The following is a 15,581-nucleotide window of genomic DNA, read 5'->3' on the forward strand; positions in this document are numbered from 1 at the left end:
TCTCAGCAGAAATCAACATGACGTGCTGAGCGCGCCGCGCGTGATGCCCTCGACGGCTCGCGCGGTGCGCTCGCCGAATGCGTCAAGGCGGCGGGTTCGGGGCCGTGGAACGCTATTTCGATCACCCGCTCGATCCCGACGGGCCCGACTACGCAGGGCCCGCTGAGATACAGATCGGACATGCCTAAAGGCCGGCCTCGTTGGACCGTATGGGCCGAGGGTGGTTTGGGCGCGATCTTCATCGGGCTCGGCGTAGTGCTTGCCGCCGCGCATCGCGGAGTGCAAGCCGGTTATGGGCGAATAAGTGACCGCCGGCCGAGGTGCCGGCGGTATGGATGAATCCGGCGGCCAGGCTGGCAAGTATTCACCGCCACAGAGTGCAGTAAAAACTTGGCCTGTCCCGCGCGACATTGCTGGCGCCCCTCTCGGACCTTACGCGTTTCTCGTCCCGCGAATGCCGCTTACAAAAGCGGCTACCGCCTCGCCGATTTCATGTGGCGAGTCCTCCTGAACGAAATGCAGGCCCCTGACAGTAACTTCCGTCTGGTTGGGCCAGGTGCGGCAGAATTCACGCTGCTTGCCGATCAGGATAATGCCGGGGTCAGCGTTGATAAACAGCTTGGGCAACTCGGAGCGGGACAGCCACTGTCCATACTCGGTCACGATCTTGTGCACGTCCTCGGGTTCGCCCTCTATCGGGATCTCACGCGGCCATGTGAGCGTGGGCCGGCGGCCCTCGCCCTGCTCACGGAAGGGGCGGCGGTATTCGTCCATTTCCTCATCGCTCAACTCTCGGAGAATGGACGTTGGCAATACCCGCTCGACGAACACGTTTTTCTTCAGGCAAATTTCCTCGCCAGACTCGGAGCGAAAAGCCTGGAAAATTCCTCGCGCCTGCTCCGGCCAGTCGTCCCAGGTTACCGGACAGACGATGGCCTCCATGTAGGCGATACCCTGCACCGCATCACGGTGTCGATTGGCCCAATCGAAACCCAGGCCCGAGCCCCAGTCGTGGATGACCAGGGTCACGTTTTCTTTTACATCGAGCTTTTCTAGCAGCGCATCCAGATATTTACGGTGCTCGACGAAACGGTATGAGGCGGGGCCGCTGTCGGGCAGCTTGTCGGAATCCCCCATACCGATCAGATCCGGCGCGATGCAACGGCCCAGTTTCTCCAAGTGTGGCATCACGTTGCGCCACAGATAAGAAGACGTCGGATTGCCATGCAAAAACACGATGGGATCGCCACTGCCGGCCTCCACGTAAGCCATTTCCCGGCCTAGCACTTCGACTGTTTGCTTCGTATAGGGCTGCTTGGATGATGTCATAGCGCCTCCTTTGTTGACACAACGTTAACCTGAGTGCGTGCAGGGCACGCAAGCCGGCAGGCGGCGTTGAACTGTCCTGAGAATGCCGGAGGCTCCAACTCTTGAGACAATGAAACCATGAAACAGCGGCAACTTTATTCCCCGGAAGCCCGTGAACACGCGGTTCCCATGGTCTTTGAGCATCAGGCGGGCTACAGCTCGCAGTGGGCGGCGATCGGTTCGATCGCCGGCAAGATCGGCTGTACGCCCGAGACGCTGCGCAGTTGGGTTCGCGAGGCCGAGCGGGACCGCGGGATGCGCGATGGCCAGACCACGGAGGAGCGCGAGCGCATCAAGGCGCTTGAGCGTGAGAACCGTCAGTTGAAACGGGCCAATGAGATCCGGCAAAAGGCCTCGGCGTATTTTGCCCAATAGGGCCTCGACCGCCTGCACAAGTGATGGTGCCGTTCATCGACGATTATCGCGGGGTCTACGTTGTTGGGCCGATCTGCCGTGTGCTGCCGATCGCACCGTCGACCTACGATGCCGCCGAGGCCCGGCAAACCGACCCGGCTCGCCGTTCGAACCGCGATCAACGCGCGAGCGCTTTGCGCGACGCGATCCAGCAGGTCTGGGCGGCCAATCGTTGCGTCTATGGCGCCCGCAAAGTCTGGCGGCAGTTGTGGCGTGAGGATGGGCCGGTGGCTCTTCTGTGCCCGGTCGAGCGTCTGATGCGTCAGATGGGCTTGCAAGGCGCTGTGCGCGGGTGCAGGCCGAAAATGACCGCTGCCGACCCCGATCAACCGAGCCCGGCCGATTGCGCCCAGCGTGACTTCAGTTCATATGATAACGCGCTGGCCGAGACCGAGATCGGCCTGTCCAAGACGGAAGTCATCCGTCAGCACGACGGGCCGTGGCCTCATCTTGTCGCCGTCGAGTTCGCGGTGCTGGACTGGGTCGACGGGTTCAATCATCAACGGCTGTTCGAGCCGATCGGCGATATGCCGTCGGCCGAGGCTGAAGCGAACTTCTATGACACAATCGCCGAGTCTGCCAGAGTGGCGTGACTCAAACCCACGAGTCTCCGGTAAACTCGGGGCAGTTCAGGTTCTATTTAACGAAAAAAGCAGGCGATTTGAGCCATTATCCCACTGGCGCACTAGACTGGCCTTGAGTCTGACAGGCCTTAACAACCCAACCGGCCTCTGTGGACGTTTATGCAACAAAGCCTTTCAACGTGTGCAATGTCACCGTTTTCGTCGTGCCAGACACGAACCACCTGCGCTTTTTGTATGAGTCGTACCTGCTCAGGCAGCAAGTGGAACGACCGGGACAAGTTTTCGACCCGGAGAGGCGGCGGAGACGAGCGCTGATCTCGCCCCTTGAAACGAAAATAGTTGTAAAAAGCCCAAATTATCAAGATCGAACCAAGCGCCCCGATAATCAAGCTATAGTCGAATAAAGTTGTTGAGCGCTTGACGAGCTCGCCCGCCATGGTCTGGCCGAAAAGATTGAGATTGAAAAACCAGCCAACCATCGTGAGCACTGGCATGAGCAGATAAAACCATAACAACCACGCAAAGGTCGCAGCGACAGCAAGCAAACCCCGTTGCCAGCGCGGCTGCAACTGCGGTTTGTTGATGATGATCGGCAGTTCGAGTTGGTCGCTGTTGCACTCTTTTCTATTTGCCACGGCCGCTCCTATTCATCCGACGCCACGGTCGGGGCTAACCCACGTCGCTCGTCGATTGCGCCCGTGGGCGAGTAGTGTCTTGGGCACCGCCACGATTATCGTAAACATCGACAGCATCCAGTACACCAGCGGATACCAGATAATCCAATAATAAATTCCGAGGAAAGATTCACGCTCGTAGCGACGATCCATCCACAAACTGACGAGCGACTGAATCAGGAAGGTCATGCCGAGTACGGCGCCGTGCCATTGCGGCATCAGCGTTTGAACCTGCCAACGCGCCGGCAGGTCGATGACCAGGCCGATGAAGAACAATATGAAAACGGTCAACATGGCATAAGACCAGAAAACGCTGACCAGATACTCGATCGCCACCCCCCAAAACCGTCGCTGTCTCCAGCGAAATAGCCGCAAGCCTTGTTCAATCAACACCTCGACCCCGCCCTGCGCCCAGCGCAGGCGTTGTTTCCAGAGGCCGCGCAGTGTCTCGGGCATGAAGATGTAACAGAGCGCGTTGGCTTCAAAACGCACCTCCGAATGATCGATCTGCAAGCGCCACGAAACATCGATATCGTCGGTCGCCATGCGTTCATCCCAGAATCCGATGCGGTGAAGCGCGGCCCGGTTGAAGGCAGCGATTACGCCGGAAACCGTAAAGAGGCGCCCGTAAACCCGCTGTGCCCGCTTGACCAGCCCGATGATCGACGAAAACTCACCCACCTGAATCTTGCCCAGCAGCGTGGATCGGTTGATGATCCGAGGGTTGCCCGTCACCGCCCCGACGCGGGTACCGGTCACCAGGTGATAGACAAGCCACTGCACCGCATGAGGGTGCAGATACGCATCGCCGTCGATACACACGAGATAATCCGAGCGTGCGGCCAGCGCCGCCGCGCGCAGTCCGATGGCCTTGCCCTGATTGCTCGCCAGATGAATCACCCGCACGCGCGGTTCGCGATCGGCATAGGCGTCGAGTAGCTCACCGGTGCGATCGGTGCTGCCATCGTTGACCACAATCACCTCGAGCGTCGGATAGCGCGAGGCCAGCGCGTAGCGAACCGTTTCCTCGATCCGGTCTTCTTCGTTCATGCACGGAATCAAGACGCTGGCCAGCGGATAACCGGGGACTTCCGGCGGTTCATGGTGACAATGCCGCCGGCCGCGTTCGCGGCGAGCGTAATAAAAGACTCCGCCAATTATCCAGATCCAGGCCATGAACAGCGGATAATTAAAAGCCAGACCAAATACCAGTCCAGACAAGTCGAAGTTCCTGATGATCTGGTGGATCAGCCCCATTACGGTTCAGATTGGAGGTGCGGAAACTGGTTCAGGCTGAAGGCCTGGAAAATGGGCTTGAACGGCGGGCGGTTACTGAGAAAATCATCAGGGTAATAAGCTAGATTGACGGCGCCCAGGCCAATCAATTCGTGCATCCAGCCGGTGAGTGTCGATGCCGGTATCCAGCGATTTCGCGCCCAGTTCCGCGTCTGGAGTTCGAACACGGTCTTTTTCAGGCCCTGCGGCTTCGCGGCGACATCCTTGACGAGTTGGCGCAACCACGCTTTAGGCGCCTGTTGCGTGTCATCCAGATAGGGCATGGCCATCAGAGCGACGTGGCCGTAGTTTTTCAGAAACGGCCCCAGCGCCTGCGCGAAACGTCCTTCAGCCATGGGGTGCGTGACGACGCGTGCGAACAGATTGCGTGTCACACCGAAATGATTGCTGCTGTTGAGATAGGGGTGCATGGCCCCAGTCGCCGCATGGTCGAGCGCAATCAGGGCGTTGGTCTTGGTTCGTGGTTGGAGCGGGCAGTTCAGTGATTGCTGGCGCGGGCCCGGCCAGCGCGCGCCGGGGGTACACGCGCGGGCGCCTTCGTGTGCGTGCAGGGTGGCATCGTCGCCAATCAAAACGCCATGCAGCGCCGAGTAGTTCCGGGCCAGATCAGCATAGATGCCGCGGATGATGTGTTGCGCTTTCGGGCGGAATGGACTCAGCCGCCGTACTTGGGTTTTGACCGGCGTAATGGTGCCGTTTTTGTTTCGGCGCGCCACGGAAAGCGCGCGCTCCTGCGCTGCGTTCGGCAGCTTGAAAGCCAGCAACGGCAGCCAAGCATAGATTTTGACGCCGGCCCGGGTACTTAGCTGCCACGCGACCCGGTTGAACAGATCCGCCCGCATGGGCAGGTACGAGTTCGGAAAATACAGCGCATTGGCCGTGCCGTCGCCGTCGGGATCGGCGAAGGCTTGGAGATAGACCGTATTGATATGCATGGCTTTGATACGATCCAGCAACGCACCGAGATTCTTGTTGACTTGCTTTGGATCGGGCGAATAGATATCGTCCATATCGACTTGTACCGCGCGCTTGACTCGCTTTGGCGGATGAAGTGCGCGGCGCACCTGGGCTTCGATCGCCTCCGGCTTCGGATCTTCGCTGATCAAGAAACGCCCGAGACTCCCGATATGCTTGACCGAGGATATATGCCGGTCGCCCAGTCCAAACGACAGGGCCAACCCAACCGAATGGGCGATGCGCGTCACTTCCGGCGTCAACGCGCCGTAAGGCCATACCACCGCGCGCGGAACGCGGCCGGTGCGCTCTGTGATTATGTGTTTGCTGAACTTCAGGTCATAGCGAATACGCTGGCGAAACAGCGTGTTCGACTCGTAGGTTCGGGTCGCCGGGTTGTATATGCGCGTGATGGCTGCCGGCTCTTTATTGCCCTGGGGATTCGCCAGTACGCCGTGGTGCAGGTTCTGCGTATGCACGGCAATCGCAACCAGTCCTGAGCGCTGCATGGCCCGAATCTGCGCCCACGTCAGGAACGAGCCGCCCCCCAGTTCCTGACCTTCGTAAAACACCTTGCCCGGCTTGCGGATATTGGGCGATTTGTTTTCACGTTTGAGTTCTTTTTTCAATGCGGTGGTCGGCGCGCCCCGGATATAAGCTTTTTCCATCCGGCTGGTTTTGTGTTTGGAAGAACCGTGGACGTGCTCGATCCAGCGTGTCTCTACCGCGACTAGAGCGGGATAGTCAAACGCTTGCAATAACGGGAAAAGCTTGCTGTAGACGCTCTCCAGCCCATCGTCGAAACTCAGCAAGACGGCGTTGGGCGGCAGGCTTTTCCTCCCCTTGTGCGCGGCGATAATCTGGCCCAGCGAGACCGGATGCCAGTCGTGCGTTTTCATCCAGTCGAAAAACTTCGCCAGACGCTGGGTGCTTATGGCGTAAGGGTCATGGTCGGCAACCGGCACCACGTTTTTACGGACGTCGTGAAAATTCAACGTGACGAAATGCCCCGGCGGAATCGTGAAATGAATAGGATCAGACGCGTTGGCCGCACGGGCCACCAGAAAGGCCAGCAAAAACAGTAGTGGAAAAAAACTGGCACCGCGCCGTGACAAGTTCATCAGAATGTCCCCGAAAAACCGAAAATGCCGAAGACGCGCCCTTCGCGGCTGCCGTTATAAACGTGGCTACCGTAGCCCACGGCGTAATGCAGCGACCAGGTTCGCGACAGATCCCATTCGTGGCCGTACTGGATCGAATAGGCAGGCGAAGCCCCGTAGCCGGCCTCGAAATCGCTGCCCGCGCTTGCCTTGAATATCTGATGAAACGTCTGCCGATAGTGGCGCCAGGTTATCCAGTCGTGGCGAATGGTTGCCTCGACCGAGCCGGAGCGTCTCGGGTTGTAGTACGGCGTGTTGTTGACCGTGTTGTTCTCGAATCCGGCGTACAGACCAAGCCCAGTGAGGTGATGCGCACTGGCGAACAAACGCTGCGAAAACTGTCCCGACACCGAGCTGCGCAGATTGCCGTCGCTGGTATGGAGCTCGCTGAGGTTGAAACTGGCGCTGCGCGACTCGTTCTGTCGCCAGGTCAGATGGGCGCCGTACAGTTGCCCGGTAAGCCCGGCGCGCGTGGCTCGTAGCGGCGTTTCGCGGGCGGCGGTAGCCACCGTGAACCCGTATTGCCAGCGGTCGCTCACCCACTGCGACCAGTTCAAGCGCACACCGGCCGGGCTTTTATAAACCCCGTCGCTGATCAGTGCGCTGGCGTGTTTGCGGCCCCAGGCCCATTCCACGCCCAGGCCGGGGCGCCATGTGCGCGCGCTGTAACTGCCGTAGTTCGCGTATTGATAATACTGCTCGGCGAAGGCACGAAAGCCGTTTTTCGTCCACGGCGAATTAGCACGGGCCTTGAGTTGGAAATCCTTCGAGCCGGCACTCCCGGTGCTGCCGCTGCTGCTTCCATACTGGCTTGTGGCACTGACCGACGGCCGCCGCCGATCACGCACTCCTGCCCGAGCAAGCTGGATGTGATCATCTTGCGGAAACAGCCTCGCCAAGTGCTTGACGTGTCGGCGCCAATATCGGTAATGGCCGCGATCGTGGGCGATCTTCGCCTCGTTAAAACGAAGCCCGGAATCAAGCGGGGCATAGGCTGCCGCGCGCCGGGCCACGCGATGCGCGTGGTTGGGCAACCCGCGCCAGCGCAGCGACTTGGCCGCCAGATTGATCAGCCCGACGTTACGCGGCGCCGCGTTATACAGCGCAAAGGCCCGCGATTGGGCGGTTTTGTGATGCCGCCGGAAATACGCATCCAGAACACGCAGCCGGTCAACGTCGAGACGTTGCCAGTTGGGCTTGCGTTTGCGCTTTTGCCCGCGGACATAGCGCCACACCGGCGTGTTCTTCACCAGACGGGCCAGGATTTGCCGGGCGTGCCCGTAGTGCTCGCAGTCGACGAGCGTGTAATAACGCGCCATCAACAAGCCGGTATCCGGATGTTTTTTATTGGCGATCAACCGAGCATATATCCGTCCGGCCGGCGCGCATTCATGAATATCCAGCAATGCATCCGCCGCCGCATGGCGAACATAGGCCGGCGTGTCATGGCGCTTGGGGCCCAAAGCGTGAAAGGCATGCACCGCTGCCTTGGCGCGCCCCAGTTGACGCAGAACATAAATGCGATCGTAGCGGCTGCGTTGATACGCCGGACTCCCCGCGGGCAACAGTGCCAGATCGACATTGACCAGCCCAAGCGCGTGTTTCAGCGCCTCGTTGCGTCTGGCATAGCGATGCTGACTATCCAGCCGTTGGCGTTTGGTGATGGCACGCCGGATCGCCGCTGCAGCGCGGTCGGCGCGCAGCCGCCGGCGCACCGCGACGGGCAAGCCCTCTGCCTTGTTCTGGCTCAGCTCGAACGCATAGTCAGCCGCGCCCAGGTCCGAAAGCGAGGAAAGCTGGGTTTGCAACGCCTGCTGGTTACTCGGTGCATAGCCCAGCACCCGATTGGCCAGATGCAGTGCCTCGGCTGGGTGGCCCTGATCGCGCAGGCGCGCTGAAATGCCGGCCATATCCGCCAGATTCGGGTGCCCCGATCCGGGCCTGACTTTGGATCCGTAGGCCGACGCGGGCGCGCCGGGCAACGGAAAACCGTCCGATCCAAAACCACCCAGGCCCGAATTCGCCGAGGCCTGAGCACAGCCGCACACAAGCACAAGATACAAGGCACTAACGGCTATGCAGCCACCCGGGGCAACCGGTAAACGCTTTCGGTCGCGTGGCATAGCCTCGCCAACCATCAACGGCGGGCCAAGGCGCGGGAATGGACTGGTCTTTGGTGCATAAAGTCGGACCGGACAGACCCACCGGCGACCCGATAAGCTCGGACGGCGTAGCGGTCAGGCATCTCCAGTTGTGTCATCCGGTTGACTGTCGCGCAGCAGATGAACCGTTCGCGGCTTTGGGCGTCGACGCGCCGTGCTCTGATGCGATCGCCGAACCTCGTTTCCATCCGGAACACCACTGTCTCCGCAAAGCTCCGCCGCCGGTCACTGCAGGCATGCTTCCCTGCCCCCCGACCAGTGCCGGCCGGTAAACCGCAGATTTTCGTCGGGTTCTGTCCAGCGCAGCGCAGCGCAAATGTCGTCTCACTGCGCGATCCGGTGCCGCGTTGGGGACGGGATCGTGACAGCACGTTTAGCTTTGCACAATTAATATAACACCGTTGCCTTTCGTAAGCCCAATCGCCGGAGACCAAGGTCGCCGCCACGTCGCCATCGGCTTCATCCAGGATTTATGGGGCCAGACGCCACTCCAGAACCATGCTTGAACGCGGTGTGTAGGCAGGATTGAAAAAGACGGCGTATCCCGCTGGAGTGGAAGCGCCACCAACTAACCAGTCCTGAAGAATACGAAGTAAGAATCGATACCGATGATTCGACGACGAGACCAGCAACCGAGACCGACGATCCACGGACCATCCTGCGGCGCCGCACGCCCTGGATCGAAGCGCGGTTGCCGTGGCTGTATCTCAAAGGCATTTTTTCGACTGGCGACTTCAGCTAAGCGCTGACGGTCGTGCTGCGTGACGGCGCGGCGAGCGTATCGGCGGCGACGCTATCCCGATTGAAACAGTAGGGGCGCACCGAACACGACGCCTCGGTCCCCCGGGAGCTGAGCGCTCATCGTCATCTGTATGGTTGGGCGGATGGCATGCAGTTCAACCTACCAGGCGACGATACGCGCGCCTGTAGGCTGGTCATCATTGGCGTGCTGCCCGACGGAACGAAAGAGTTCGTGGCCTTCGGTGATGGCGTGCGCGAGTCGGAACAGCGGGGGCCCGCGCTCGAAATGCAACCGGACCGCTGGCGGGTAAGACGTTTTCCGAGGGTGCCGGTGTCAGCGAAACGCCGGCTCGTCGAACGAGCGCAGCTTGCGTGAATGCAGGGCTTCGACGCCCGATTCGCGGATCAGCTTGAGTGTTTCCAGGCCGATGGCCAGATGCTGCTGGACCTGGCTCTGGTAGAAGGCGTTGGCCATGCTGCGCAGCTTGAGTTCGCCGTGCATGGGCTTGTCGGATACGCACAGCAGGGTGCCGTAGGGCACGCGCAGGCGAAAGCCGTTGGCGGCGATGGTCGCGCTTTCCATGTCGATGGCGATGGCGCGCGACTGGGAGAAGCGTTCGTAGAGTTCGTCGTAGCGGAATTCCCAGTTCCGGTTGTCGGTGCTGGCGACGGTGCCGGTGCGCAGGCGATTTTTAAGGTTGCGTTTGGACAGCCCGGTCACGCCGGACACGGCCTGTTCGAGCGCGATCTGCATTTCGGCGATCGGCGGGATCGGCACCCACGGCGGCAGGTCCTGATCGAGGACATGATCCTCGCGCACGTAGGCGTGGGCGAGCACGTAGTCGCCCAGTTGCTGGGAGCGGCGCAGGCCGCCGCAGTGGCCGATCATCAGCCAGCAGTGCGGGCGCAGTACGGCCACATGATCGGTGATGGTCTTGGCATTCGCCGGGCCCATGCCGATGTTGATCAGCGTGACGCCGAGGCCGTCCTCGCGGGTCAGGTGATAGGCCGGCATCGGCGGCAGATGCTTCGGCGTCTCGCCGCCGGCACTCAGATGATCGAAGCGGGGGTTGGGCTCGACCACGTCGCCCGGCGAGATGAAGCCGGTGTACTCGTCGTGGTGGGCGATCTGTTCATGGGCATAAGTGGCGAAATCGTCGACATAGCGCTGGTAGTTGGTCAGCAGTACGAAGCCCTGGAAATACGATGGGTCGGTGCCGGTGTAGTGCGCCAGGCGTTGCAGGGCCAGATCGGTGCGCTGGGCATCGAACAGCGCCAACGGGAACGGTTGGCCGGGCTGGGTGCGATGCGTGCTGTTGGGAATCGCGTCGTTCATGTTGGCCAGATCCGGCAGATCGAAGGCCTGTTCCATCGCCCGTACCTCCGCCGGCGTGAGATTGGCCGTGGCCTGTTCAATCATGAACGGCAGCGGGATCGGCTGATCCGACAGGCCGACCTGGATCGGCGCGCCGTGGTTTTCGATCAGCAACGACAGTTGTTCCAGCAGGTAATCGTGGAACAGATCCGGCCGGGTGACCGTGGTGCCGTGCACACCGCCCTTGCGCAGCGAGCCGTAGGTCGGCCGCACCGGGCTGACCAGTCGATCCGGCGTGGTTTCGATGCCGACGTAGGGGTAGTAGGCCGCCGGCAGGGGTTCCGGCGCGTGCTCACCGGCCACGAACCGACGATGCCGGTCGGCCATCTGCGCATGCGCGGCCGCATACAGCGATTCGATCCGGGCAAGGGCGGCCTCGGCGGTGTCGAAGGATTGCAGATCGCGGGCGTTGCCGTGTGCGGTGCCGGGCATTTCGTGGTGATCCTTGTGCGTCGGTTCCGTTGTCGGAGCGAGATTAGCAGCTCGAAGCGTCAGTGGAACGCGGCGCGCTGCAAGGTCATGATGTCGTCGCCAAGTATCCCCTTGCAGACGCCAAAACCGAGCCGCTTGTATGCGCGAACGGCCTGGGCATTGTCGGCAAATACGGCCAGTTCGAGCGTGTTCGCCGCGCCATGCCGGTCGGCCTCTGCGGCAAGCCGGAGAATCAGTGTATCTATGATGCGCTGGCCTCGCCGGGCCGGGTTCACGATCAGGCGGGCGAAGCGCACGATGGCGGGCGGCTTGAAATAGTATTCGCCGAAGGCGATCAAGCTGCCGGTTGCGTCCACCAGCGCATGGGGGCGGGCTTGTTCGCGATGCAACGCGAGCGCCAAGCCCGGACCGTCCAGCGGCCAGGGCGTATTCGGACCGGCCCAACGCTGCGCGGCATGGGCATCCGAGATCCAGCGGGTCAGTTGCGCATAGTCGCCGGGTTCGGGCTTGCGCAGCGCAAACCGGGCGTCGACGGTCGGGGTCATCGCGTCCAGAAGTTATTGCGTACCAGGTCGACCACTTCGCCCATGCGCCCGGATAGCACGGCCTTGGTCGAATACAGTGCGGTGGAGGCCACCTGGCCGAATTCGATATGCGGCGGCATCACCAGTTCCATGCGATTGACCTTCACATCGAGAATGCCGGGGCCGTCGTGGGCGAGCAGTTCGGCCACGGCGCCGTCGAGTTCGTGCTTGGCCTCGATCTTGCGGCCCCACAGGCCGATGGCATGCGCCAGCGCGCCGAAATCCGGGTTCTTCAATTCGGTATACGCATCCAGCAGGCCGTCGACCTTCTGTTCCAGTTCCACGAACCCGAGCGAGCTGTTGTTGAAGATCACGATCTTGAGCGGGATTTCGAACTGGGCCAGCGTGAGCAGATCGCCCATGAGCATGGACAGTCCGCCGTCGCCGCACATGGCGATCACCTGGCGGCCCGGATAGGCCCGGCTGATGCCGAGCGCCTGTGGATAGGCATTCGCCATGGTGCCGTGGACCAGGCTCGGCAGGGTCCGGCGCTTGCCGTTGGCCTTGATATGACGCAGACACCACACCATCGGGCTGCCGCCGTCGGCGGTGAACACGGCATCGTCGGCCCCGTGCCGATCGAGCGCGAGCGTGAGTTCCTGGGGATGAATCAGGCCGTCGTCCTCCGATTCGACCGCCGCGTCATCGAGTGATTCGAGATAGGTCTGGCGGCAGGCGTTGACCCAGTCGCGGTCGTCGTGGGGCTGGATACGTTCGAGGAGCGCTGCACAGGTATCGCGCACCGAGCCGATCACGCCGATATCCACCGGGTGGCGCAGGCCGATCTGGCCGGCGGCGATATCGACCTGGATGAGGGTCGCGTCCTCGGGATAGAACTGGGCCCAGGCGAAACTGCAGCCGAGCAGCAGCAGGGTGTCGCATTCGGAGACCGCACGATAACCGCCGGCCAGCCCGAACACGCCGGTCATGCCCACTTCCAGTTCGTTGTCGTATTCGATGAAGTCCTTGGCGCGCGAAGTCCAGGCGATCGGCGCGCCGAGCTTGTCGGCCAGCGCGATCACTTCGTCGTGGGCGTCGGCGCAGCCGTAGCCGGCATAGATGGAGACTTTCCTGCCCGCGTCGAGCGCGGCGACCACGGCGTCCAGTTCGGACTCGGACGGGCGGATGACCGGATCGAAGCGCATCGTGCGCCAGGGCAGCGGATTCTCGGGCCTGGCGGTGAAGATATCGCCCGGCACGATCAACACGGCGACGCCGCCTTCGTTGAGCGCCTTCTGCGCGGCGATGGCGGTCAGACGCCTGGCATTCTCGGGGCTGGCGACGTATTCGCAGAACACGCTGTACTGCGAATACAGTGGACGCTGGTCCACGTCCTGCGGAAAGCCGACGCCCATCTCGGCGGTTGCCACCTGCGAGGCGATGAACACCACCGGCGCGCCGTTGCGGTGCGATTCCAGCAAGCCGTTGATGAAATGGGTGCTGCCCGGCCCGCAGGTGCCCGCACAGCAGGCCAGCTCGCCGGTCAGATAGGCCTCGCCGCCGGCCGCGAAGCCACCGACTTCCTCGTGGCGGACGTGGACCCAGTCCATTTCCGAGCGGCGGATGGCATCGGTGAGGTGGTTGATGGTGTCGCCGACCACGCCGTAGCAGCGCTTGGCGCCCGCTTCAAGCAGGGTGGCGACCATGATTTCTGCGACGTTCTGACTCATTGCACGGCTCGGGTTCACGGGTTTCTCGATCGCTCGATCATACAACCTGGGTCGGGCCCGGGTGCCATCCGTTGTGTTGCGCGGCCTGGGCTGACGAGGCCTGCGCAGCCATCGGCGGAATGCCGTTGATCTGCATCAAATACCCCCGGCCGGCGATCGGACAGGCTGTGCTGGAAGTCCTCCCGGACACGATGGAGAGTAAGGCGATGGATATTGTCGACACCTTGAGTGCCGATCATGGCTATCTCACGAGTCTGGCGCGCCGGATCGTGGATGAGCTGCCGCGCTATGTACGTGCCCGCCCGCATTCGGCGGCACGGCTTCGCACGCTGGTGGCCGGCTATGTCGAGTATGAACAGCGCGTGCACGAGCCGCGCGAGGCCTGGCTGCGTGCCTATCTCGCCGCGCGCGACGGGGCCGAGGTGCCGCCCGGGTCCGGCGAGCCGGCCCATGACTGGGCCACGATCCGCGAATGGCTGGTGTCGGCCACCGGGGGCGCGGCCCGGTTGGATCTGCGCCATCAACTCACGGCGGCCCTGCGCGACGGCGCGGAATCGATGCAGCACGAGGAAACGGAGCTGCTCGCCCGGGCCCGGCGGCGCCTGTCCGCGGTCGAGCGGCACGCCCTGGCGCTGCGCACAATGGCCCGGGGCGCCCCGGCGTAAGAACCGGGCGCCCCGAACCGTTGTTTCAGGCTTGGGCCAGTTCGGTGAGGGTTGCGCGCAGGATCTCGTAGAAATTGCCGACCGCGGCGATATCCACCCGCTCCGCGGGCGAGTGCGCGCCACGAATGGTCGGCCCGAACGAGATCATGTCCATCTTCGGGTAACGCGCTCCGATCAGCCCGCATTCCAGCCCGGCGTGGATGACCTTGACCTGAGGTTTTTGCCCGGTCACGCGCTCATGCACGGCCACGAAGCGCGCCAGCAGTGAGGACTTCGGGTTCGGCGCCCAGCCGGGGTAGCCGCGTTCGCGCGTCACCGGAAAGCCGGCCAGCTCGAACATCGTGGCAATCCGGTCGGCCAGCGAGTCGCGCGCGGAATCCATCAGCGAGCGCACCATGAGCGCGGCAGTGAACAAGCCGTCGGCGACCTGCACCACGCCGATATTGTTGGAGGTTTCGACCACGCCGGGCGCGGCCAGGCTCATGCGTTCCACGCCGTAGGGCAGGGCATAGAGCAGGCGCACCAGGCGCTTGGTGTCGCTGGTTGACAAGGCTTTGTCGGCGTCGGCGCGATCCTGGTCGACGCTGACATGGCCATCCACGCCGGCCAACTCTTTCTTGAATATCGCTTCCAGCTCCACCAGTTCCGCGGTGGCTTCGTCGAAGGCGGCATCCGGCAGCGCCACGGTCGCCCAGGCCGCCCGGGTGATGGCGTTGTCCATGCGCCCGCCGTCGTAGTCGACCAGGCGCAGGCCGAGCGGGAGCAGTTGATGCAGCGCACGCGCTAACAGACGGTTGGCACTGGCGCGCCCGGTGTGGATGTCCATGCCCGAATGGCCCCCAGTCAGGCCGCGCACACCGACCTTGAACACGGTGAGGTTACCTTCGAGCGGGTGCTCGGCCAGCTCGGTTTCGGTGGTGACGTTGGCGCCGCCGGCACAGCCGATGCAGACCTCGCCTTCCTCCTCCGTGTCCAGGTTGAGCAGCAGGCGACCGTCCAGCCATTGGGACGCGAGGTTGGCCGCGCCCACCAGCGAGACTTCCTCGGCCACGGTCAGCAACACCTCGATGGGGCCATGTTCGAGTGTGTCGTCGTCCAGGATTGCCAGCGCGGCGGCGGCGCCGATGCCATTGTCGGCGCCGAGCGTGGTGCCGCGCGCCTTCAGCCAGCCGTCCTCGACGAAGGTTTCGATCGGATCCCTTTGGAAATCGTGGTCCACGCCGGCATCGGTTTCGGCGACCATGTCGACATGGCCTTGCAGCACCACGCCCGGCGCGTTTTCGTGGCCCGGCGTGGCGGGTTTGACGATACGCAGGTTATTGGCTTCGTCGCGTTCATGCGCGAAGCCGCGATCATCCGCCCAGGCTTCGATCTTCGACAGGATCGCGTCCTCGTGCCAGGACGGGCGCGGGGTGTCGCAGAAGGTACGGAAATGCTGCCACAGCAGCGTCGGTTCGAGTTGTTCGAGGTGTGTGTTCACGGCGTCGGCCCTCTGAGTCTAT

The 15,581-nt window shown here is 62.4% G+C and carries 10 protein-coding genes, 1 pseudogene and 1 other annotated feature; of the genes and pseudogenes, 2 read left to right on the top strand and 9 right to left on the bottom strand.

Going from position 1 to position 15,581, the window contains the following annotated elements; translation table 11 throughout:
- Positions 1 to 432 precede the first annotated feature (432 nt).
- On the bottom strand, positions 433 to 1,329 hold the full coding sequence (locus tag SALB1_RS08005; RefSeq protein ID WP_109993386.1) for a haloalkane dehalogenase: 897 nt from the start codon (positions 1,327 to 1,329) through the stop codon (positions 433 to 435).
- A 117-nt stretch (positions 1,330 to 1,446) separates the two neighbouring features.
- Here SALB1_RS08005 and SALB1_RS08010 point away from each other — a divergent pair.
- Positions 1,447 to 2,375: pseudogene (locus SALB1_RS08010) on the top strand (IS3 family transposase).
- Positions 1,725 to 1,841, top strand: a sequence feature (AL1L pseudoknot). Its footprint overlaps the pseudogene before it by 117 nt.
- A 119-nt stretch (positions 2,376 to 2,494) precedes the next feature.
- On the opposite strand, the gene pgaD reads toward SALB1_RS08010, so the two are convergent.
- The 7 genes from pgaD to SALB1_RS08045 all read right to left on the bottom strand — a co-directional run bounded on the left by pgaD (position 2,495) and on the right by SALB1_RS08045 (position 13,414).
- The gene (gene pgaD / locus SALB1_RS08015; protein ID WP_158590678.1) at positions 2,495 to 3,001 is read right to left on the bottom strand and encodes a poly-beta-1,6-N-acetyl-D-glucosamine biosynthesis protein PgaD; all 507 of its coding nucleotides are present in this window, start codon (positions 2,999 to 3,001) and stop codon (positions 2,495 to 2,497) included.
- A 12-nt stretch (positions 3,002 to 3,013) separates the two neighbouring features.
- The gene (gene pgaC / locus SALB1_RS08020; RefSeq protein ID WP_109993388.1) at positions 3,014 to 4,297 is read right to left on the bottom strand and encodes a poly-beta-1,6-N-acetyl-D-glucosamine synthase; all 1,284 of its coding nucleotides are present in this window, start codon (positions 4,295 to 4,297) and stop codon (positions 3,014 to 3,016) included.
- Complete coding sequence (gene pgaB, locus SALB1_RS08025; RefSeq protein ID WP_109993389.1) at positions 4,297 to 6,411, bottom strand: poly-beta-1,6-N-acetyl-D-glucosamine N-deacetylase PgaB; 2,115 nt, start codon at positions 6,409 to 6,411, stop codon at positions 4,297 to 4,299. Before pgaB ends, pgaC begins: the two co-directional genes overlap by 1 nt.
- Entirely contained in the window at positions 6,411 to 8,360 is a 1,950-nt protein-coding gene (locus SALB1_RS08030) for a hypothetical protein (RefSeq protein ID WP_109993390.1), read from the bottom strand. Before SALB1_RS08030 ends, pgaB begins: the two co-directional genes overlap by 1 nt.
- A 1,327-nt stretch (positions 8,361 to 9,687) precedes the next feature.
- The gene (locus SALB1_RS08035; RefSeq protein ID WP_109993391.1) at positions 9,688 to 11,160 is read right to left on the bottom strand and encodes an AMP nucleosidase; all 1,473 of its coding nucleotides are present in this window, start codon (positions 11,158 to 11,160) and stop codon (positions 9,688 to 9,690) included.
- A 59-nt stretch (positions 11,161 to 11,219) separates the two neighbouring features.
- Positions 11,220 to 11,705, bottom strand: a complete 486-nt coding sequence (locus tag SALB1_RS08040; RefSeq protein ID WP_109993392.1) for a GNAT family N-acetyltransferase — start codon at positions 11,703 to 11,705, stop codon at positions 11,220 to 11,222.
- On the bottom strand, positions 11,702 to 13,414 hold the full coding sequence (locus SALB1_RS08045; protein ID WP_109993393.1) for a thiamine pyrophosphate-dependent enzyme: 1,713 nt from the start codon (positions 13,412 to 13,414) through the stop codon (positions 11,702 to 11,704). Before SALB1_RS08045 ends, SALB1_RS08040 begins: the two co-directional genes overlap by 4 nt.
- 206 nt (positions 13,415 to 13,620) lie before the next feature.
- On the opposite strand from SALB1_RS08045, the gene SALB1_RS08050 reads away from it, so the two are divergent.
- Positions 13,621 to 14,079 carry a hypothetical protein gene (locus SALB1_RS08050; protein WP_145961281.1) on the top strand — a complete coding sequence of 153 codons (459 nt, stop codon included), beginning with the start codon at positions 13,621 to 13,623 and terminating at the stop codon, positions 14,077 to 14,079.
- 25 nt (positions 14,080 to 14,104) lie between these two features.
- On the opposite strand, the gene SALB1_RS08055 is transcribed toward SALB1_RS08050, so the two are convergent.
- Positions 14,105 to 15,559, bottom strand: coding sequence for an aminoacyl-histidine dipeptidase (locus SALB1_RS08055; protein ID WP_109993395.1), 1,455 nt, complete (start codon positions 15,557 to 15,559; stop codon positions 14,105 to 14,107).
- Positions 15,560 to 15,581 lie beyond the last annotated feature (22 nt).

The organism is Salinisphaera sp. LB1, assembly GCF_003177035.1.
Classification (GTDB): domain Bacteria; phylum Pseudomonadota; class Gammaproteobacteria; order Nevskiales; family Salinisphaeraceae; genus Salinisphaera.

Excerpts from the sequence above, each read along its gene's own strand:
- SALB1_RS08005 (WP_109993386.1), bottom strand. The coding sequence starts at position 1,329 with ATGACATCATCCAAGCAGCCCTATACGAAGCAAACAGTCGAAGTGCTA.
- pgaC (WP_109993388.1), bottom strand. The coding sequence starts at position 4,297 with ATGGGGCTGATCCACCAGATCATCAGGAACTTCGACTTGTCTGGACTG.
- pgaB (WP_109993389.1), bottom strand. The coding sequence starts at position 6,411 with ATGAACTTGTCACGGCGCGGTGCCAGTTTTTTTCCACTACTGTTTTTG.
- SALB1_RS08030 (WP_109993390.1), bottom strand. The coding sequence starts at position 8,360 with ATGGCCGGCATTTCAGCGCGCCTGCGCGATCAGGGCCACCCAGCCGAG.
- SALB1_RS08035 (WP_109993391.1), bottom strand. The coding sequence starts at position 11,160 with ATGCCCGGCACCGCACACGGCAACGCCCGCGATCTGCAATCCTTCGAC.
- SALB1_RS08040 (WP_109993392.1), bottom strand. The coding sequence starts at position 11,705 with ATGACCCCGACCGTCGACGCCCGGTTTGCGCTGCGCAAGCCCGAACCC.
- SALB1_RS08045 (WP_109993393.1), bottom strand. The coding sequence starts at position 13,414 with ATGAGTCAGAACGTCGCAGAAATCATGGTCGCCACCCTGCTTGAAGCG.
- SALB1_RS08050 (WP_145961281.1), top strand. The coding sequence starts at position 13,621 with ATGGATATTGTCGACACCTTGAGTGCCGATCATGGCTATCTCACGAGT.